The organism is Amycolatopsis umgeniensis (assembly GCF_014205155.1).
In the GTDB taxonomy this organism is placed as follows: Bacteria; Actinomycetota; Actinomycetes; order Mycobacteriales; family Pseudonocardiaceae; genus Amycolatopsis; species Amycolatopsis umgeniensis.
The window spans coordinates 1,160,639-1,181,078 of the sequence record NZ_JACHMX010000001.1; the positions used below are offsets into that span (position 1 = coordinate 1,160,639).

16 protein-coding genes and 1 pseudogene are annotated in these 20,440 nt (G+C 66.9%); 14 read left to right on the forward strand and 3 right to left on the reverse strand.

The features are described 5' to 3' along the window. Positions 1 to 59: 59 nt before the first annotated feature. Complete coding sequence (locus tag HDA45_RS05005; RefSeq protein ID WP_184892271.1) at positions 60 to 1,235, forward strand: ParB N-terminal domain-containing protein; 1,176 nt, start codon at positions 60 to 62, stop codon at positions 1,233 to 1,235. A 57-nt stretch (positions 1,236 to 1,292) separates the two neighbouring features. Here HDA45_RS05005 and HDA45_RS05010 read toward each other — a convergent pair whose 3' ends face one another. Continuing rightward, complete coding sequence (locus HDA45_RS05010; RefSeq protein WP_184892273.1) at positions 1,293 to 4,619, reverse strand: CHAT domain-containing protein; 3,327 nt, start codon at positions 4,617 to 4,619, stop codon at positions 1,293 to 1,295. Positions 4,620 to 4,803: 184 nt separating this feature from the next. Here HDA45_RS05010 and HDA45_RS05015 point away from each other — a divergent pair, with 184 nt between their 5' ends. From HDA45_RS05015 to HDA45_RS05045, 7 genes are all read left to right on the forward strand, one after another. Beyond that, positions 4,804 to 4,959 (forward strand): hypothetical protein, encoded by a 156-nt coding sequence (locus HDA45_RS05015; protein WP_184892275.1) that lies wholly within the window; start codon positions 4,804 to 4,806, stop codon positions 4,957 to 4,959. A gap of 212 nt (positions 4,960 to 5,171) precedes the next feature. Then, positions 5,172 to 5,666 carry an AMIN-like domain-containing (lipo)protein gene (locus tag HDA45_RS05020; protein ID WP_184892277.1) on the forward strand — a complete coding sequence of 165 codons (495 nt, stop codon included), beginning with the start codon at positions 5,172 to 5,174 and terminating at the stop codon, positions 5,664 to 5,666. Between the two features lie 189 nt (positions 5,667 to 5,855). Then, on the forward strand, positions 5,856 to 6,581 hold the full coding sequence (locus HDA45_RS05025; protein ID WP_184892279.1) for a HEAT repeat domain-containing protein: 726 nt from the start codon (positions 5,856 to 5,858) through the stop codon (positions 6,579 to 6,581). Between the two features lie 37 nt (positions 6,582 to 6,618). Next, positions 6,619 to 7,305 carry a hypothetical protein gene (locus HDA45_RS05030; RefSeq protein WP_184892281.1) on the forward strand — a complete coding sequence of 229 codons (687 nt, stop codon included), beginning with the start codon at positions 6,619 to 6,621 and terminating at the stop codon, positions 7,303 to 7,305. Between the two features lie 157 nt (positions 7,306 to 7,462). Further along, positions 7,463 to 10,369: an alpha-L-fucosidase gene (locus HDA45_RS05035; RefSeq protein ID WP_184892283.1), complete on the forward strand. Its 2,907-nt coding sequence runs from the start codon at positions 7,463 to 7,465 to the stop codon at positions 10,367 to 10,369. A 46-nt stretch (positions 10,370 to 10,415) separates the two neighbouring features. Next, the gene (locus HDA45_RS05040) at positions 10,416 to 11,219 is read left to right on the forward strand and encodes a MerR family transcriptional regulator (RefSeq protein WP_184892298.1); all 804 of its coding nucleotides are present in this window, start codon (positions 10,416 to 10,418) and stop codon (positions 11,217 to 11,219) included. After that, positions 11,216 to 12,211, forward strand: a complete 996-nt coding sequence (locus HDA45_RS05045) for a DUF4872 domain-containing protein (RefSeq protein ID WP_184892300.1) — start codon at positions 11,216 to 11,218, stop codon at positions 12,209 to 12,211. Before HDA45_RS05040 ends, HDA45_RS05045 begins: the two co-directional genes overlap by 4 nt. On the opposite strand, the gene HDA45_RS05050 is transcribed toward HDA45_RS05045, so the two are convergent. Both HDA45_RS05050 and HDA45_RS05055 read right to left on the reverse strand, forming a co-directional pair. Beyond that, positions 12,193 to 12,990: a DUF1684 domain-containing protein gene (locus tag HDA45_RS05050; RefSeq protein ID WP_184892302.1), complete on the reverse strand. Its 798-nt coding sequence runs from the start codon at positions 12,988 to 12,990 to the stop codon at positions 12,193 to 12,195. The genes HDA45_RS05045 and HDA45_RS05050 overlap by 19 nt on opposite strands. Positions 12,991 to 13,054: 64 nt before the next feature. Continuing rightward, positions 13,055 to 13,363 carry an antibiotic biosynthesis monooxygenase family protein gene (locus tag HDA45_RS05055; protein ID WP_184892304.1) on the reverse strand — a complete coding sequence of 103 codons (309 nt, stop codon included), beginning with the start codon at positions 13,361 to 13,363 and terminating at the stop codon, positions 13,055 to 13,057. Between the two features lie 419 nt (positions 13,364 to 13,782). On the opposite strand from HDA45_RS05055, the gene HDA45_RS05060 reads away from it, so the two are divergent. From HDA45_RS05060 to HDA45_RS05080, 6 genes and pseudogenes are all read left to right on the forward strand, one after another. Then, positions 13,783 to 15,042 (forward strand): DUF222 domain-containing protein, encoded by a 1,260-nt coding sequence (locus HDA45_RS05060; RefSeq protein WP_184892306.1) that lies wholly within the window; start codon positions 13,783 to 13,785, stop codon positions 15,040 to 15,042. Positions 15,043 to 15,366: 324 nt separating this feature from the next. Further along, positions 15,367 to 15,582: pseudogene (locus HDA45_RS42280) on the forward strand (hypothetical protein); the annotation flags it as partial. Between the two features lie 188 nt (positions 15,583 to 15,770). After that, positions 15,771 to 16,316: a hypothetical protein gene (locus HDA45_RS05065; RefSeq protein WP_246480609.1), complete on the forward strand. Its 546-nt coding sequence runs from the start codon at positions 15,771 to 15,773 to the stop codon at positions 16,314 to 16,316. 100 nt (positions 16,317 to 16,416) lie between these two features. Continuing rightward, positions 16,417 to 16,794 (forward strand): DUF1801 domain-containing protein, encoded by a 378-nt coding sequence (locus HDA45_RS05070; RefSeq protein WP_184892308.1) that lies wholly within the window; start codon positions 16,417 to 16,419, stop codon positions 16,792 to 16,794. A gap of 13 nt (positions 16,795 to 16,807) precedes the next feature. After that, positions 16,808 to 17,200, forward strand: coding sequence for a YchJ family metal-binding protein (locus tag HDA45_RS05075; protein ID WP_184892310.1), 393 nt, complete (start codon positions 16,808 to 16,810; stop codon positions 17,198 to 17,200). A 132-nt stretch (positions 17,201 to 17,332) separates the two neighbouring features. Continuing rightward, positions 17,333 to 20,431 (forward strand): glycosyl hydrolase 2 galactose-binding domain-containing protein, encoded by a 3,099-nt coding sequence (locus tag HDA45_RS05080; protein WP_184892312.1) that lies wholly within the window; start codon positions 17,333 to 17,335, stop codon positions 20,429 to 20,431. Positions 20,432 to 20,440: the final 9 nt, after the last annotated feature.

Genomic DNA, 20,440 nt, shown 5'->3' on the forward strand with positions numbered 1-20,440 from the left:
ATCGCCTCAACAACGACAGGGTACGCGCGTCGCCGCCGTCTCTGAAAGGCACACCTCAGGTGATCTACACCAAGATCGCGGCCATGGCCGCAGGCGAGAACGGGCCGAAGACCACGACGGCCACGGTGCGCGACCTCCAGTCCCTCACCGTCCCGGTCGGCGAGCTGATCGCCAAGAAGCCGTCGCCGTACTACCGGCACGCCGTGGAGGAGATCTCCGCGGTCCGCGACCTCGTCCAGCGCGACATGAGTGGCGCCAAGGGCACCAACGCCAAGACCAAGCTGCCGGAATACATCACGCGTCGGCTCGACGACGACGGCACCTGGACCGGACCGGTCTGGAACTTCACCATCTGGCTCCCGAAGCGGCTCGAGCACGAGGGCGAGTACCGGAGGAACTCGGTGCAGGAGTTCGGCATCGACCCCACCAATCGCGGGTTCTGCCTGGACGGTGAGTCCCGCGGCTTCTCGCTCGAGCTGATGATCGAGAAGGAAGACGACCCCAAGCGGCGCGAGATGCTGCTGAACATCCCGATCTTCATCAACATCTACGACGGGATCGACCCGCTCGTCGCGGCCCAGCACTTCCGCGACATCAACGGCCTCGGCGTCGGCATCAACGCCTCCCTGCTCCTCGGCCACGACTACGCGGACCCGTGGATGATGGTCACCCGCAAGGTCTTCGCCGACCTCGGCATCCGGCTCGAGGAAGAGTCCCGCCAGGTCAAGGTCAACAGCAACAAGGTCATGACCGTCGTCGCCGCCCGCGGCATGGTCGCCGGCGTCGCCCGCGGCATCAGCGCCGTGACCTACGGCGGTGGCTCCATCCCCGAGGAGGTCGACGGGAAGAAGGTCGACTTCGACCAGCTCCACAAGGCGGCGGCCACGTGGCTCACTCACGTGTTCAGGACCCTCGGCGTCGACAACTTCACCGACAAGGGCAAGGTGCTCCGCGCCGCGCCCGTCATCGCCGCCCTCGGGGCCCTCGGCCGGCCCTTCTACGACGGGAATCTGGACGACCAGCTCGCCGCCAAGTCCGCCCTCGCCGCCATCCCCGACTGGTCGGTCAGCGAGCGGTGGAACGGCATCGCGGGCAAGTACAGCGCCGCCGGCTCGTTCAGCGTCGCCTCCGGCAAGGAGGCCGGGCACTCCACCTTCCGTGCCCTGCGGGACGACAAGGATCCCGGCTACTACCGGGTCCGCGGTATGAACCAGCCGCTGAACCCGCACGTCTGATCGAGTGACGCGAACGGCCCCCGGTACGCCGGGGGCCGTTCGCCTGGATCCCGTGGGTCAGCCGGTGTGGATCAACCCCGCCCACAGGTGCGGCATCGTCGTGTACGCGTCCCTCAGCGCGCGACTGACTTCGTGCAGCGCCGAGGCCGCGCCGTCCGCCGTCGCGTCGGCGGGCAACCTGGCGTAGAAGGCCTTCGCCGCCCTGGCCGCGATGGCGTCGTCAAGCGGCCAGAGGCTGCCGACCACGTGCCTGAAGCCCGCCAACTGGAAGGCCGAAGCGAGATGGAGCGACTCCTCGATGCCATGCAGGCCCCGATCGGCCGTCGAGCAAGCGGACAGGTAGGCGAACTCCGCGGCGGAAAGCTCCAGTTGGCTGAGCCGGGTCAGCGAAAGCACGTCGTCGTGTAAATGCAGGCGAGTGCGCGAAGGCGTGAGGTGGTCCGCAGTCGCGTGGCAGGCGAAGTGCACCCAGGTGGCCTTCGGCAGTTCTCTCAGTACGTTCTCCGTCGTAGCCAGTTCGTCGAACAGCTCCCGGCTACCTGGCTGGACGTCGCGGAGGGCGACTGCCTCGCGTTTCGCGTGCGGCAGATCATCCAAGCCCTCTACGTGCTCGACGGCGACTATCAGCTGCCGCCGAGTGTCCGCGACCGGCCGGCTGCGGGCGTGGGCGAGGGCACGGATCGTCGAGGTGTACGACGAGACGACGGCGTCGAGTGCGCCGGGGCCGTCGCTCGGACCCGCGGCGTGCAACGGGAACAAGCCCAGCAAACCGATCGGCATCCAGCGGACTCTCGGCAGGGCATCGCCAGGACCGGACGGCTCGAAATGAGCGAGTACCGGTTCGACGATCGCCGTCCACAGCCACGACAGGACCTTGGGCAGCACCGGCTCATGAGCGGACACGTAGCGGGTCGTCGTCACGTGATCCAGTTCCGCCGCGTTCACTTCGACGGCGGCGAGATTCAAGCCCGGCAAGGGAACACGCACGGGTTGGCGACCGGGTGTCACGATGACCGCGTCACCAGAGTCCGCCCCGGCGTTGACCATCACCAGCACTCCGCCCTCGGTCGCCTCGAACATCTCCTCCACCAACGGGGCCATCAGGAAACGTTGGAATGTAGGCCTTTCGCGGATCCTGGCGAGGACTTCGTCGTACTCTTCCCACAGCCTCCTGAGCTGTCCCGTGAAATCGGCTCCGGTCGACGAGGAGCCCGCACCTTCCTCGGCCGCGCCGAGCCGGCTCCTGATGTTGTCGAATTCGCGCGCGAGTTCGGGTTCCGCCGCGACGAGCGCGGACAGGTCGGACCGCGCGTCGAGCCGGGCTCCGAGGATGATCCCGCGCCCCCGCTCCGCCGCTTGCAGAGCGCCGACCGGATCGTTGGCCGCGCAGTGTGCCGCGACGGCGGCGGACACGACCCCGGTCTGACCGCGCAGCCGCTGAGTCTGATCCGACCAGTCTCCTTCGCGAGGACGGGTCGCGGGGAGTAGCGCGATGGCCGCGTCCAGAAGCTTCGTCGCGATCCTCGGGTGACCCGTGGCGAGTGCGAGCACGCCCACCTCGCGGCACGCGATCAGCCGTTCCGCCGGCAGCCCCCGTTCCGCGGCCAGCAGTTCGTCGGCCAGCCAGGTCAGCTTCGCGAGGCTCACCGTTTCCCCGGTCTCGGTCGACCAAACCCGCAACGCCAGCGCCAGATTGGCCATCGCCGCGGTTCGCGCGGCGTGCTCACGAGGCACCGTCCCGACCGCCGATTCGGCCAGGCGGATCGCCTCGACGAGATCCGCCTGGTCACCTGACTTGGCGTACCTCCGCTGGTGGATGAGCCCCAGGTTCGACAGCGTCGACCCGAGTGTGAAGTGACCGGCGGTCCGCTCGACGGTCTCCCGGCCGAGCGCGATGGCCCGGTCCAGGTCACCTGTCGTCTCGCCCCGCCTCAGATAGGCGTCGACGAGCAGCGTCAGCCTCGTCGGCCGCTGCGGGTGATCGGATGGGGTGGCGTCCAGCGACGCTTCACCGATCTCGATCGCCCTGTCGAGGTCACGGTCCGAGCCGGCGCGTCCCCGGACGGCATCCGACCGGAGTCGATACCCGGAGCCGAGGCTGGCCAGGTACATCCCCCGATCCGCGTGTCCCACTGGAGTGTTCGCCTGGACGTACTCGCCCTCCTCGATGGCCCGGTCGAGATCGGTGAGAACGCCGGCGGCCTGGAAGCGGTATCGATAAGCGACGCCGAGGTGATGCCGATGGAAGACCTCGTCAGCGAGCGTGTCGATTCCGGCGGCGCACGCCCGCTCGCCAGCGTCGACAGCCTGATCCAGGTCGGTGACGATGTTGCTGTGTGTGAACCGCACGCGATGAGCCGAGCTCAGCTTCGCCAGAAGTCTGCCGCGGTCACCTGAGTCCGGCGGGTCGACGGAGATCGCCTGCGCGGCGAAGTCGATCGCCTTGTCGATATCCGCCTCGACACGGGTGTGGCCGAAGCACGTCTCGTACACCGTCGCGAGCGCGCTCAGTGAATGGCTGGCACGATACGTCGCCACGGCGCGCGTCGCGAGCTCGAGCGCACGATCGAGATCGGCCGTGTCCTGCTGATAACGCTCGAATCGTGCACGAAAACAACCACCGAGCACGGTCAAGCAGCCGGCTCGCACCTCGGGGTCGGGATCCGGCGCGGAAATCCCCCGCAAGCCGGTTTCGATGGCCTTGTCGATGTCATGACGCTCGTCGAGCACCTCGAAGCGATTGAAGCGGGCCATGGCGAGGTCGGTCAGGAACCTCTCCAGATGCACGTCATCGGCGGGCGCACCGGTGACCGCACGTTCTCCCAGCTCGATTGCGCGTTCGAGATCGTCGAGTTCGCCGTATCTCGAGAACCGCAACCGGTGCGCGTTCGCGAGATTGGCGCAGATCGACCGCGGAACACCCTCAGCGGACTCGACCGCGGCCGAAAACAGCACGATGCACCCTTCGAGCGCGGCCGGCTCGACGCTCTGATGCGCCCGCTCGAACAGGTCGATCGCGATGTTCAGCCGCAGGTGTTCGTCCGCGTCCGGGCCGAGGACCTTGGCCATGGTCTGCGGAAGCAATTGGGGCTCCTCGGCGAATGACGCCAGCAACACCACGGACCGGTCGTATTCGTCGTCCCCGGCCCGGCGGCCGTTGGGGCCCGCCTGCCAGCGCAGGAACCGCAGCCACCCCTCCGTGAGCTGCGCGAAGACAGATCGCCTGAGCTCTTCTTCGGTCGGACTGTCCGGATCGGCCGGCCTGGCCAGAAGCCACAGCCGTTCGATATCCGCCAGGACCGAATCGTCGAGGACGCTCTCCGGCGCATCGAGAAAGCCGGTGATGAGGTCTGTCAGCCGTGCGGCCACGGCGTCGTAGGACATGCCAGGGCAGTCGCGTTCCGCGTTGCTTCCATTACAGAAGATTTCGGATGTGCTTCTACACTGCCGTAGTCATACGCGACGATTTTATCGCGTAAGGATGTTCCGTGTCTCGCATCACCGATATCCGCGCCACGTCGAAGCAATTCTTCGGCGTCGTCCGGGTCACCGAGCTCCACTGCCGGAAATGCTCCCTCGCACCCGGCATCGCCATATCATCGCCATCATCGGCCGCGCGTCGAAGCCAGTGCTCACCATCGGCCACGAGGTCTCTCATGAGCGACAAGGCAGCCAAGTGGAACATAGCGTGCTCGTCGCCGACTTCGGCATTGTCACGACATGACGGCCAGAAACGGCGACCAGCAGATCAGCGCGCGACCAACCACGGCGTCCATGACAGGCCTATCGCCTTGAGAACCTTCGGCGCGGCCGCCCCGGTGATTACCCCGAACAGACGCGGAGTTTCCCGATCAGTAACGATAAAGCGAAGAAAACAACCCCCGCGCCACCACGGACGTCTTTCCGGAACCAACTCTCCGGCAGGAGGTCATCGCCATGGTCATCACCCTCCGGCGCGCGCTCGGGGCGCTCGCCGCCACCGCACTCATGCTGACCGGCACCGTCGCCGCGGTCGCACCGGCTTCCGTTGCGGCACAGACGATCTCCACGATGACGGGGATCCGCACCGGCCAGAACCCCGGCTTCGACCGGATCGTGCTCGACTTGACGGCGGGTCCGGCGCCGACCGTCCGGTACGACCTCGTCGACGAGCTGATCGCCGACGCCTCGGGCGAGATCGTCTGGCTGACGGGCGAGTACTTCATCGCCGTCACCGTCACTCCGGCGGCCGCGCACGATGACGCGGGCAACCCGACTTACCCCGGACCGCAGAAGTTCCGGACCCGTAACCTGCGCAATGTCATGGCGGTCGCGGTCACCGGCGACTACGAAGCCACCTTGTCCATCGGGCTCGGCGTCCGGTCCAGGACACCGGTCACCGTCTTCACGCTGACGTCGCCGAACCGCGTCGTCATCGACGTCCGCCATTGATCACGAGCGGGAATCCGTGAAGGCTTTTCGGCAGCCGGACGACTTCCGGTGATCAAAATCCTTTTCGGATTCCCGCGGTGAAAATCCCGAGATGCCCCGAGGGGCTACATTTCGGAAAACGAGGTATCTGCGGTTCGGTATCGCGTTCCTTCCTTCCGTCAGCATCACGCCGCTGCGAAGGAGAACCACATGCCGACCCCACGCAATCCCGACACCCCTTCATTGGGCCCGGGCGGAGACAATCTCGAAGCGGGCCCGGGCAGTTCGGGTCTCGGAAGCTTCTCGAACAGCGAAATCGGCGAACTGGTGACCCAGGCCGCCGAGACCATGGCCGCGTCCGGTGAGGACGCCGAGCGCAACTACCAGCGGAGCCTCGACCGGCTCCGCGACCGGGCGGACGAGGTCGTCCCCGCACTCGGCGAGCAGTACGGCGCCCTGTCCGAGGATCAGTACCTGGAGCGCTGGGGCCTGGTCCAGCTGCTCACCGACCTGCGGCACACGACCGCCGTCCCGGTGCTCGAAGACGTACTGCGCCAGCCGATCCCGCCGGAGCGTTCCGAGGATCCCGCACACGGGTTCAGCACCGTCGGCGAAGAGGTGATCATCCGCACCACCGCCGTGGAAGCGTTGGCACGACTGGCATCCGCCGGAGACGACGCGGCCAAGGAACTGCTCTTGCGGCAGACCCGGCACGAGGTGTTCACGGTGCGGCGCGCGGCGGTCCAGGCCATCGCCGAGACCGGTGACACCGACCTCACCACCCAGGTGCGCGAGGCGCTCAGCGGTACCGAAGACGAGCACCTGCTGAACATCCGGCGGGTCGACGTCCGCGCCGTCCCCCAGGCCGTCGGCGGCCGGTACGTGAAGGACACACGGACCGACGACGTACCGCCACCGGAGCCCCCGCGCTCCTGAATCGAACGAAATTCCTTCTACAGACAGGCGATCTCCGATGGCCACTTGCAGCTACACCGTGCCGGACAAGAACGTGACCGGGGACAATTTCTACGGAGCCTCGATCTGCAATCAGACCTACATCGACTATTTCTGGAACACCTACGGCTTCTCGGGCAACAAGGACTACTGGGACGACGGCTTCGGCTGGGAGGACGCGTGCAACACGGACAAGCCGCTCGCCCGGACGTTCAACGCGTGTTACCTGCTGACCTATTCGGCTCAGGACTACGCGAACGACGCGTATTCGGGGCCGATGCTGAACTGGGCGCGCCGCTACGTCCGCGACAACTGCGACGACCTTCGCTCCCTCTGCGGCGACGGCAGCGCCATCGCGCGCTCTTTCAAAGGGGCGTTCGTCGACGACCGGATCGAGTTGTACCTGGGTTTCTGGTACTCCAAGGACGTTCCCGGCCGCGCCGAGACCTTGATCCACGAGTCACGGCACCAGGGCGGGAAGCCGCACAACGCGAACTTCCCGGCGGGTTCGGTGTTCGGCGCCGGCAAGAGCGGCGCCGACTCGACCTGGGGCTACGAGGGCGCATGGATGTACGGCGCGCTCTACCTCTGGTGGTTCTTCGCCCAGGGCGCCCGCACGACGTCGGCGCTGCGTGAACGAGCCCGTCAGCGGGGGAACCTCGTGATCGACAACGCCTTCGCGACCCACCCTGGCTTCAACATCTGAGTCGAGACCGACGAAGCCCCCTCGCACGCCGGCGAGGGGGCTTCGTCGCGAGATACCTCCGATGACTACGACCATGTCCCACTCAACGGGGCTTGACCAGGGGAATTTCTGCCGCAATCATCGGACCTCTCGGTAACCACGCCCTGGATGAGAGCGGATGGTCATGAGAGTTCGAGCGCACCGCACCGCCTGGCTCGCCTTGGTCCTCGCCCTGCTGGCGGGCCTGCTCACCACGACCGCGGCGAACGCGGAGGTGCACCATCCCCGCCAGCAGTGGCTGCGCGAGGCCACCGCCGGACTCTTCCTCCACTGGGGCATGTTCACCGCGCCGCGCCAGACCGACTGCGCCGCTTGGGAGCGCGCCGTCACCGACGGCGGCTGGAGCGCCGACTATTGGGTGGACGAGGCCCGCAAACTCGGTGCCTCCTACATCGTGCTCGCCACCTTCCACAGCAGGCTGGGTTACGCGCGGCCGTGGCCGTCGAAGATCCCGGGCAGCTGTGCCACGCGACGCGACCTCCTCGGCGAACTCGTGAAAGCGGGCAACGCCAAGGGTGTCCGGACCATCCTCTACATGACCGACGATCCTCAGTGGCACAAGGAAACCGGCGTCGAGTCACTGGATTCCGCCGCGTACTCCGCCTACAAGGGCAGGCAGGTCGACCTGACCACACGTCCCGGCTTCGGCGAGTACAGCTACGACCTCTTCCACGAGGTCATGGACCGCTACTCGGACCTCGCCGGGTTCTGGATCGACAACGACAACGAGTACTGGGAGAAGAACGGACTCTACGAACAGATCCGTGAGAAACGGCCGTCCTGGCTGCTGAGCAACAACAACGAGGACACGCCGATCATGGACACCGTCAGCAACGAGCAGAAGACCGGCATCACCCCGCCGTACGACTACCCGCAGGCCGCTTTCACCCCGATGCCGAGGCTCACCGAGGCCGACTACAAACTGCCGACCAACGGCGGCTGGTGGTACGACGGCACCGATCAGGCCGTCGACTTCCGGCTGTCCACCGGGCGCTACATCGCCAACGCCGGTTCGTCGATGAAATCGCTGATGGCCGAAACCCCGATGGTGAACGGGAAGTTCCCGCCACAGCAGGAGGCGTACAACGACTTCATGGCGAGCTGGGTGCCGCCGATCAAGTCCTCTCTGCAGGGCAGAGAAGGCGGGGGCTACCTGTACGGCGGGATGCAGCCCGGATTCTGGAACGACGGCGCGCACGGCGTCATCACGGTCGGACCCGGCGCCCGGACGCAGTATCTCCACGTGGTCACCCGGCCCCGCACCGACCTGCTCCGCTTGCGCGACAACGGGTACAAGGTGACGGCGGTGTCCGACGTGCGTACGGGGAAATCGCTGCGGTTCAGTCAATCCGCCGGGTATCTGACCCTTGTGGACATCAAGGACTGGGACACCTACGACACCGTGTTCAAGGTGGAAACGGCCGGGCAGCAGTTCTTCCACGACTCCCGCACGATCAAGGCGACCGCTTCCTCCTCGCGGGCAGGGCATCCGGCGTCGAATCTCGTCGACGGGAACTTCGAGAACTACTGGGACGCCGACGGCAAGCAACCGGTCTCCCTGACCTTGGACCTCGGCAGGCGGCGACCGGCGACCTCCCTCGCGGTGAACCAGCGCGAGATGTCGCCGACGCACGCGCGCGAATCGTTCGGCAGGCCGGAGGATTCGTCCCGGATCCAGGACTATCGCGTCTATGTCAGTGACGACGGCCAGAACTGGGGCGAGCCGGTCCGCACCGGCGCGATGCCGAGCGCTCGCGGCGTGCAGTTCATCGATCTCGGCGAACGACAGACCCGGTTCATCAAGCTCGAGGTGCTGAACACCTGGTCCGGGCCACAGGCGAAGCCCTTCTACCGGCAGTTGGCGATCGACGAGATCAAGGTGGCCTACGGCTCCCCGAGTTCGGTCTTCGGGACGCAGGTCCCGCTGGAGGCCGAGTCCTTCCGCAACGACCACGACGGCCGAGCCCGCCTCGGCTGGTGTTCCTCTTGCTCCGGGTCGTTCCAGGTCACCGGGCTCGGCGGCGGCCCGCGTAACTCGGTCACCTATCAGGGAGTGACGGTCTCCGAAGCCGGGAATCACCGGCTCCAGCTCGACACCCAGAGCGGACGGGCGACGTCGGTGGCGGTGAGTGTCAACGGCGGTGTTCCGATCGAGACCACGATCGAAGACGGCACTCCGGGCATCGTGACCTCGACGACGATCCCCGTCCCGCTGAATGCCGGCGCCAACACCGTCAAGGTGTTCAGCAACGCACCCTCGGGACCGGCTCTCGACCGGATCGCGATCGCTCCCCTGCCGCCGTCGTCCTACACGCCGAAGACGACCTTGACCGTCGAACCCGGTGGTGTCCAATGGCTTTCGCCGGGGCGCCAAGCCCTGCGGGTGACCGCGAAGGTGCGGCTCGACGCCGATGACGCGATCAGCGCGGTCACCCTGGCACCGGTCGTTCCGGCGGGCTGGAGTGTGCAGGGTGGTCCGGCCACGGCGGCGTCCATGCGGGTCGGGAACGAACTCGAAGGCTCGTGGACGCTGGTCTCCCCCGAAGGCGTCACCGCGGCCGACATCCCCGTCACCGCGTCGTTCGACCTGCTCGGGCGGGCGAAATCGGTGAGCAAACCGGTGCGGGTGAGTCCGTTGCCGTCGGATCGGGTCTTCATGCGGGAGGCCGAGGACTCGGCGAACGACGTCGGCAGCGCGGGCGTCACGAACTGCGGGGTGTGCTCGGGCGGCCAAAAGGTCCGCAACATCGGCGGCGATCCGGGCTCGTCCGTGGTGTTCGAGGACGTCACCGTGCCCGAAACGAGGCGCTACACCCTCTACATCGACTTCACCGTGAACGGACCGCGGTCGTACTTCGTCACGGTGAACGGCGGCACGCCGGTCGAGGTAAAGGTCGACGGCGCGGGCAACAACACCCGGCTCACGACGTCGTTACCGGTCGAACTGCGAGCGGGGAAGAACACGATCGAGCTGGCGAACGACCACGCGTCCGCTCCGGATCTCGATCGGTTGTCACTGGGGTGAGGTACCGGCTTGACCCTCTCCCCGGGAGAGGGTTCAGGCTGGTCCCATGACGACCTTGATGCCGATCGGCGTGTTCGCGCACGCCACCCGGCTGTCGGTCCGCGCGCTGCGGAACTACGACCGGCTCGGCCTGCTGGTACCCGCTCGGATCGACCCCGGCAGCGGGTACCGCCGGTACTCGCTCGAGCAGTTCGCCGACGCGAGCCTGATCCGGCGGTTGCGCGAACTGGAGGTGCCGCTGTCGGAGATCGCCGAAATACTCGCCGCGGGCACCCCGGACGACGTGAAGGCCGCGATCAAGCGGCATCACGACAGGGTGGCCGCGCGGGCCGCGGAACTCGCGGCGATCAGCGGCGAACTCGACTCGGTCCTCGCCGAGCCGACGCGGTGGCTGCACGTCTACGAACGCGTGCGCGCTCCGCAGCCGATCGCCCGCCTGAGGATCCGGACCCCGCTGAGCGGCCTGGCCGAGCTGATCGGCCCCGCCTACGCGCGATTGTTCGCGGCGCTCGACGCTCAGGGCGTCGCGCCGTCCGGACCGCCCGGGACCCGTTACCTCACCGAAGACCCCGACGAGTTGACCGTCGAATTGTTCGTCCCGGTGGACGGTCCGGTGCGGGACGACGGCGAGCTCGGCTCCGCCGAGCTTCCCGGCGGTCTGCTCGCGGCGACGATCCACGAGGGTGACTACGGCGATGTCGAAACCGCCTACCGTTCCTTGGGCCGCTGGATCGCCGAACGCGACCGAGTCCCGACGGGGCCTGCCGAAGAGTTGTACCTGGTGGCCCCCGGACCATCGGTCGCACCCGAGGCCTACCGCACCGAGATCGCCTGGCCGGTGACCACGTGATCCTCACCGGAATCAAGACCACGGGCGGCGAGCACTGCGAGACCAGCACTCTCGACGTACTTTTGCGGCACGCCGGGATCGAGCTGTCCGAGCCGATGCTGTTCGGACTCGGCGAAGGTCTGGGCTTCATCTACTGGGACGGGAAGAACCTGCAGTTCCCCTTTCTCGGCGGGCGCAGCAAACCCGCCGAGATCACGGGCAAACTGACCGGGCACCTCGGACTGACCTTGCAGGTCAAGGAAACCACGTCGGCGCGGACGGCGTGGCGGAACGTGGCCGAGCAGCTCGATGCCGGTGTCCCGGTCGGAGTGCAGCTCGACTCGTACCATCTCGAGTACTTCACCTCGAAAGTCCACTTTGGAGGGCACTTCGCCGCTTTGTACGGCTACGACGACGAAAGGGCGTTCCTGGTCGACACCGCGCAACAGGGTGGTTCCGTGTCGACGTCGCTGACGAGCCTCGAACGTGCTCGTGGCGAGAAAGGGCCGATGACGGCGAAGAACCGCTCGTTCACCATCACCGCGGAAGCGCCCCCTGTTCCGCTTGCCGACGTCATCCGGACAGCCGTACGGGCCAACGCGGCGGAGTTCCTCAACCCGCCGATCGCCAACCTCGGATATCGCGGGATCGGGAAGGCGTCCGTCCAGGTGAGAAAATGGCTGGAGCGCAGCAGTGATCCCGCTCGCGACCTCCCGCAGGCCGCCGTCCTGATGGAGCGGGCGGGAACCGGCGGCGCGCTCTTCCGCCGGCTCTACCGCGACTTCCTCGAAGAATGCACGGCACTCGTCGATGACGCCGGTCTCCGCTCCGCCCATGAGAAATACCGCGCGATCACTCCACTATGGACAGAGGTCGCGCACTTGGTCACCCGGGCAGGGGAAACCGGCGACATCGAGCATCTGGCCGACGCGTCCGCCATCCTGTCCGAGCTGGCTCAGCGCGAACAGGAGGCGATGACGGCGCTCGCGACCGTTCAGCCCTGCCGCTCGTAGGGCAGCTTCTCCCCCGCTTCCACCGCGAACGGCAGTTCGTTGCCCGCCGGCGGCAGAGGGCAGGTGGCGAAGTCGGTGAACGCGCACGGCAGGTTCGCCGCTCGGGTGAAGTCGAGGACGACGGACCCGTCCTCGGCCGGCGCGGGCACCGCGAGCGACCTGTTCGCCGCGTAGGTGGTCACTCCGCTCGTGGCATCGGTGAACAGGAGGAGCAATCCGTCCTCCTTCCCGTTGAACGCGGTGAGCGTGTGCTCCGCGCCGTCGTGCTCGAAACGCACGATGCCCGGGGAGACATAGACGTGACTGAGGCCTTCGACAACCGCGCCGACCGTGGTCGGCCGAGGCTCGTCGAAGGCCTCGAAAGTGCCCGAGAGTACCCAGGCCGCGTCGGGCTCGTACGCCGGGACGCCGCGGAAAGCGTTCAGCACCGGAGCCTTCGGGTCATGCGTTCGGATCAGGTACCCGCCGCGACGCGCCACCTCGATCTCGATCTCCCCGGCCGCGACCCGGGTGGTCGCACCGCTGTTGACCAGCTCGAAGCGACGGACACCGGTGAGCCGCTCACCGTCGTGCGAGAGATCCGCGCCCTGCGGATCGAGGTAGGCCGCGTCGGCGTCCTGCCACCACAGGCCGGGCAGACCCTCGTACGCGCGCGGCTTGTCCTCGAGCCAGTCGAGCGAGATCAGGGCGAGCCAGCCGAGCGGATCGGCGAGATCACGCTCGCGCTGGGCCTTCCAACCTCGCCAGTCCTGCGTGAACGTGTCCAAAGTGGTGGTCATCGCCGATCCCTTCCGTGACCTTGTTCGTTCTCCCAGGTCAACGGCCTGCGGGCGGCGTTATTTCCTATCCCGGTATGTGGGCTCGGTAGTCCTCGGTGGTGCCCTCTTCGGCGGCGACCAGCTCGGCGATGGGCGCGAAGAAGGCCTTGACGCCCGGCAGGTTCGCGCCTTTCTCCCGTGAGGCGGCGAAGTCCTCGGAGGACCGCCACCACACCACGTCGAGCCAGGTCTCGTCGTCGACCCGGATCAGCTGGGCGTCGAGGAAACCTTCCCTGTCGGCGCGGAAGTCGGCGAGCATCGCGGGGCGGGCCTGGAGCAGTTCGTCCGCGCGGTCGGCCGGGACCTTGAAGCGGGTCAGTTCCACTGTCGTCATGGCGCAGATGCTAGGCGACGCGCTTCGCCTTGGTGGCCTTTAGTCTGAGCTCGGCAGCTGCCGCGATTAGTCGGCTAAATGCGACGGCCCGTGCTCGGCGTAGCGGCACCTTTCTGACGGATTCACCCGTCAGTGGTGAATGCGCCGGTTGCGTTGTTGCTTAAAATTACGACTGGGACGCGACTGGATCGGCGACGGGGAGCTTCTGCTCGCTGCCCTGGATGACGGCGTCGGGCCCGGCCCCCCGTCCTCGACCTGCCCAGCGACGAGATCGCCGAACAAGCGCCAGGCTGACATTTGATCTCACGTCGGGTAGCAGCTACTTTTGGCGGATTCACCTGTCAGTGGTGAATGTGCCGGTTGCGTTGTTGCTTAAAATTACGAACACCTGTTCGACAGTTGTGCGGTATTGTTGTGGGGTGTCCGAGACCTTTCTCCCCGAACTGCCGCAGGAGCTGTGGCGCGCCGGCAAGCTGGAGCTTGCCCATGGCGTGCTGCAGTTCCTGCAGATGATGCGGATCGCCTCCGCCGGGCTGGGGCGGTATCTGGCGGAGGTCGAGTCCCGGGGCGCGAAAGACCTCTACGGCTACGGTTCCACGGCGGCGTGGTTCGCTGATGTGGCGGGGTTGTCGCGGGGTGAGGCCAGTCCGATCGTGAGTCAGGCGATCGCGCTGAACCCGACCCGAGCCCTGGACGGCACGGAGATTCCGGCGGTCGCTCCCGCGACCGGCGCGGCTGCCGCCGAGGGCGCGATCGGAGAGCAGCGGATCAAGCAGATCCTGGAGATCCTGGCCCGGATCCCAACAGATGTGTCGGTGGAGGATCGGGAGTGCGCGGAGAAGACCCTCGCCGATCTGGCCCGCGACGCCGGGCCCCGGCAGGTGTCGAAGCTCGGGGACAACCTGCTCGCCTGGCTCGACCCCGATGGGAACGAACCCAAAGACCCCGAACCCAAACAACCCAGCCGCGAAGTCACCCTGGAACGGCGCAAGGACGGGTTCTGGACACTGAACGGCCTCCTCGACGACGAACTCGGTGCCCGCACCGCCGCAGCCCTCGAGGCCTACGCGGCACCACCCCCGATCGACGAATCCGGCCAAGCCGATATACGCACCAAAGCCGAACGTCAAGGCGATGCGTGGGCCGAACTCCTGGACTTGGCGGTCGCGTGTCCTGATCAGCCTGGGACCAACGGCTACCGGACTCTGATCCACGTGACCATCGGGCTCGAGGAACTCAAGACCGGGCTCGGCACCGCCTGCGTGGACTTCATCGGCACGATGACCGCCCGCGAAGCCAGGATGGCCGCCTGCGATTGCCTGATGTTGCCGGTCGTGATGAACGCGGCTGGTGAGCCGCTGGATGTGGGGCGGTTGAAGCGGTTCGTCACCCCCGCCCAGCGCCGAGCCCTCAACATCCGCGACCGAGGCTGCGCCTTCCCCAGCTGTCACCGCAGACCGAGGAACTGTCACGCCCACCACATTGATCACTGGGCAGACGGCGGCCCCACCGACCTCCGCAACCTCGTCCTGCTCTGCGGGTTCCACCACCGCCTGATCCACCACGGCGACTGGCAAGTCCGGATGGCAGCCGATGGGTTACCGGAGTTCATCCCACCCCAGTACCTGGACCCGCTACAACGAGCCCGGCGCAACACCCTCCACCGCGCCACCGCATAACCCCGAGGAGCCCGCCACCCCCACCGGCGACGGGCCCCTCGGCATGCCCGCAACGGAAGATCGGGGAACTCAACGCCCCTAACCACACTGGAAACCAGCACGAACCCCACAAGGCCCCAGACAAGACCCGACCTAGCGGATAACCAAATACCGGTCCACCAGAACGCGACTCACCACTCACGACCACCCGGATGTAGCGAAAGCCGATTCTCCCGGCCCGATCCTCCGATAGAAGCACACCCGATCGCGACCAGGGCTTCGTCGGAACCATGGCCGCCTGCGACTGCCTCATGCTCCACATCGTCTTGAACGCGGCTGGAGAGCCCCACGGATCTCCGGAACCTGGTGCTGCTGTGCGGCTTCCACCACCGCCTGATCCACCACGGCGACTGGCAAGTCCGGATGGCGGCCGATGGGTTACCGGAGTTCATCCCACCTCAATACCTGGACCCGTTAGGACGAGCCCGGCGCGACACCCGCCACCGCATGACCCGAGAAGCCCGCCACCCACACGGCGACGGGCTCCTCGCGAACCCGTAGACCGGCTGCGCCATTCGGGCGTATTCGCGCAAAAGTCCTCGATTGTTTCTCAGTGCACGGAGCAGGATCGGCCGTTCCGGACTTGGGAGGGGACGGAATGCCTCATGGTGAATCAGCCACGTGGACCGGACGGTCGTTGGGTCAAATACAAATTCGGCGCCGGAGCCGTGGTCACAGTGGGAGTGGTCATGGCCGCTACGAGCGGGATAGGTGGCGGTGGCGCCGCGTCCCTCGATTCCGCCGCGGGCCAAGCCCTCAAAGGCAAGACCTCCAGCAAGAAATCCGCTCAGCAGGGCCGCCATTCCGAAGCATGGCAGCGCCTGGGCTGGCGCCAGCTCAAGAGAACCGCTAAACGGGAACTGAAGTGCGGGCCGCATTCCTTCGGCGAAGCCCAGCGATTCTTCTTGCGTCATCCCTGCGTCGATCTCGATCGCCTGATCGTCACCATCGGAGACGGCGCCGGGAACACCATCGCCGTATCCGTCGCGTGGGTGAAGATGCCCAAGGCGCGCGAAGCGAGCGAGCTGAAACGGCTCATCGACAAGGACGGCACCGGCAATGTCGCGCTCCTCGGTGAGACAGCACACGGAGGCCGTTTCACCGGCGAGAACTACGACTCCCGCTTGGACAGGAAGCTGGTCGTGATCGCCGAGTCCGCTCCCTCCGCGGGACGGCCGAGCGAAGCGACGCTGGAGACCGCCGTCGAGGTCGCCGTGGAGTTCCCCGCGCCTTGACTCGACGGCACGGAGCCCGGCCACCGAATAATTTTTTTGTCTTGACAACTCGAACCTTCGGACGGTTAGCTGAGCGCACACCGACCGAAGGGATCAAGTCATGGCCAAGTTCGCGAACGTCGACGACTACATCGCCGCTCTCCCCGAGGGCCTGCGCGAGATCGCCACCGCGCTGCGCCCGATCGTCAACGCCGCCCTGCCGGGCTCCATCGAGGCGATGTACCACGCCTCTCCGACCTGGAGTGCGGGCGCGGCCGCGGGAAAGAACCTCGTCTGCCTGGTGAAGGCGTACACGTCGTACGTCACGTTCGCCCTCTGGAAGGGGCAGCTCGTCGACGACCCGTCCGGAAGGCTCGAGGCGAGTGCCCGCGAGATGGCCCACGTCAAGCTGCGCTCGGTCGACGACATCGACGCCGCGCTGTTCACCGGCTGGCTCGAGCAGGCACGGGACCTCGAAAGCGTCGCCGCCGCGCGATGACACAATCGCGGGCGTGCCTGCGATCACCGACGAATCCCGTTGCCCGTGCGGCCTCGGCGAGCCCTACGGCGCTTGCTGCGGCCGCTTCCACCGGGGAACCGCGACAGCGCCGACGGCCGAACTCCTGATGCGCTCGCGGTTCAGCGCGTTCGCCGTCGGCGACACCGCGTACCTCACGAAGACCTGGCACCCGAGGACCCTCCCCGCCGATCTCGAGCTCGACCCGGGACAGCGCTGGACGTTCCTGGAGATCCTCGGCAAAACCGGCGGCGGACTGCTCGAAACCGAAGGCACCGTCGAGTTCCGGGCCCACTACCGGCAGGATCGCCGGCCCGGCAGCATGCACGAGAACAGCCACTTCGTCCGCCTCGACGGGAAGTGGATCTACGTGGAACCCGTCGCCTGATCACTGACGAACCAGGTGCAAGGGTCTGTTCCCCGCGCGAAGTGGCGGCTACTATCTCCCCCAACATTGTTAGGGAACTTTCTTAACAATTTCCGCCCAGGTCCGCCGCCGTGTGCCCAAGGAGGCGCGCTCGTGAGTTTTCGGCAGAAGAGAACCCGGATCCCCTTACTGGCCTTGACCGTCACCGCGCTGGCCGCCGCGGTCTGCGGGGTGACCACCGCTCCCGCCGCCACCGGCGCGGAAGTGGCCGTACCGCTGTCCGTCGGCGCCGCCGCGGGCAACGCCACCCCGATCCCCGGCTTCGTGATCCAGTCCTCGGCGCAGGTCAGCGACGACTCGGCGGTGTCGAAGCCGGGCTTCCCCACCTCCGGCTGGTACCCGGTGTCGTCGCGTTCGACGGTCTACGCCGGGCTGCTGCAGAACGGCAAGTACGCCGACCCCTTCTATTCCACGAACATGAAGAACGTCCCGGCGGAGCAGTTCTCCGTACCGTGGTGGTACCGCACCGATCTGAACGTCGAAGACACGTCTTCGCGCACGTACCTCGACTTCAGCGGCGTGCTCTCGAAGGCCGACGTCTGGGTCAACGGCACCAAGATCGCGACGAAGGACCAGGTCAACGGCGCCTACACCCGCCACGACCTGGACATCACCGCGCACGTCCGCGCGGGCGTCAACAGCGTCGCGTTCAAGGTCTACCCCAACGACCCCAACAACGACCTCTCGATGGGGTGGATCGACTGGGCGCAGACCCCGCCGGACCAGAACATGGGCATCGTGCGGGACGTCCTCGTCCGGCGTGGCGGCCCGGTCGCGCTGCGCAGCGCGCACGTGGTCCAGAAGCTGAACTCGGCGCTCACCCACGCGGACCTCACGGTGAAGGCCGACGTCCGCAACGACTCGGCGAACGCGGTGCAGGCCACCGTCGCCGGCACGGTCGCGGGCAAGCCGGTCAGCCAGACCGTCTCGCTGGCCGCCAAGGAGCGCAAGACGGTCACCTTCGGCGTGGTCGGCCTCGACAACCCGAACCTCTGGTGGCCGGCCGGGATGGGTGGCCAGAACCGGTACTCCCTCGACCTGACCGCGAGCGTCGGCGGTGCGCCGTCGGACACCTCGAAGTCGAAGTTCGGTGTCCGCGACGTCAAGGCACCGCTGAACTCCAGCGGTGGACGGCAGTACAGCGTCAACGGCAAGCCGCTGATGATCAGGGGCGGCGGCTACACCCCGGACCTGTTCCTGCGCTGGAACGAGACCGCGGCGGCCGACAAGCTCAAGTACGTGCTGAACCTCGGGCTCAACACGGTCCGGCTGGAAGGCCACATCGAGCCGGACGAGTTCTTCGACCTCGCCGACGACCTCGGCGTGCTGACCATGCCCGGCTGGGAATGCTGCGACAAATGGGAAGGCCACGTCAACGGCGAGGAGAAGGGCGAGCCCTGGGTCGAATCGGACTACCCGATCGCCAAGGCTTCGATGTTCTCCGAGGCCGAGCGCCTGCGTGACCACCCGAGCGTCATCTCCTTCCACATCGGCAGCGACTTCGCGCCGGACAAGCGGATCGAGCAGGGCTACCTCGACGCGATGAAGGCCGCCGACTTCACCCTCCCGGTGATCCCGTCGGCGTCGAAGCGGCCGTCCCCGATCACGGGCGCCTCCGGGATGAAGATGAACGGCCCGTACGACTACGTCCCGCCGGTCTACTGGTACGACAAGTCGCAAAAGGACCGCGGTGGCGCCTGGAACTTCAACTCGGAGACCAGTGCCGGCGTCGACATCCCGACGATGGACACGCTCAAGCGGATGATGTCGCCGGGCGAACTGGAAACGATGTGGAAGGACCCGTCGGCGGCGCAGTATCACCGTTCCTCGTCGACGACGTTCGCGAACCTGAAGCTGTTCGGCAACGCGCTCACCAAGCGCTACGGCGCTCCGGCGGACCTGAACGACTTCGTGCGGAAGTCCCAGCTCGCGCAGTACGAGAACGTGCGTGCGGAATTCGAGTCGCACTCGCGCAACTACACCGACTCGACCAATCCCTCCACCGGGTTGATCTACTGGATGCTCAACAGCCCGTGGACCTCGTTGCACTGGCAGCTGTTCGACGCCTACATGGACCAGAACGGCGCTTACTACGGTGCGAAGAAGGCCAACGAGCCGCTGCACATCCAGTACTCGCACGACAATCGCTCAGTCGTGGTGATCAACCAGACGCCGAACGCGGTGAGCGGGCTGACGGCGACCACGAAGCTGTACAACCTCGACGGCACCGAGAAATACAGCAACACCAAGACCGGGGTGTCGGTCGGGGCGCTGGGCGCCAAGGCCACCGCGGTCACCGTCCCGGCGGTCAGCGGGCTGTCGACGACCTACCTGGCGAAGCTGGTGCTCACCGACTCCTCCGGCAAGGAGGTCAGCCGGAACGTGTACTGGCTCTCCACCAAGGCGGACACGCTGAACTGGGGCGGCAGCGACTGGTACTACACGCCGCAGTCGGCCTACGCCGATCTGTCCGGGCTGAAGAACCTCGGCCAGTCCGCCGTCGGCGCGACGGCGAAGTCGGTCGCGGGTTCCGACGGCACCACCACGACGACCGTGACGCTGAAGAACACCTCGGGCGGCAAGCTCCCGGCGTTCTACGTCGACTCGAAGGTCGTGGACGCCGCGGGCAAACCGGTGCTCCCGGTGGAGTGGAACGACAACGCGGTGAGCCTGTGGCCGGGTGAAACGACCACGCTGACCGCGAAGTACCGCACCTCCGACCTCAAGGGCTCCAAGCCTTCGGTGCGGGTCTCGGGCTGGAACACCGGGACGCAGACCGTTCCCGCCGACGGTTCGGGCCCCGGCCCGAACAACCCTGTCGACTACCAGGCCGAGGACGCCGCGGTCGTCAACGGCGCGGTGGAGTCCAACCACGCCGGGTTCACCGGCACCGGGTTCGTCAACTACGACAACGTGGCGGGCAGCTCGGTCGAGTGGACGGTCGACGTTCCGGCGGCGGGCACCTACGACGTCCTCGTCCGGTACGCCAACGGCACCACGGCGAACCGGCCGCTGGACTTCTCCGTCAACGGCTCGATCAGCGCGTCGGGTGTCGGCTTCGGCGGCACCGGCGCCTGGCCGAGCTGGACGACGAGAACCGTCAAGATGACCTTGGCGGCGGGGTCCAACAAGATCAAGGCGGTCGCCACCACGGCGAACGGTGGTCCCAACGTGGACAAGATCACCGTCTAGCACGCCAGA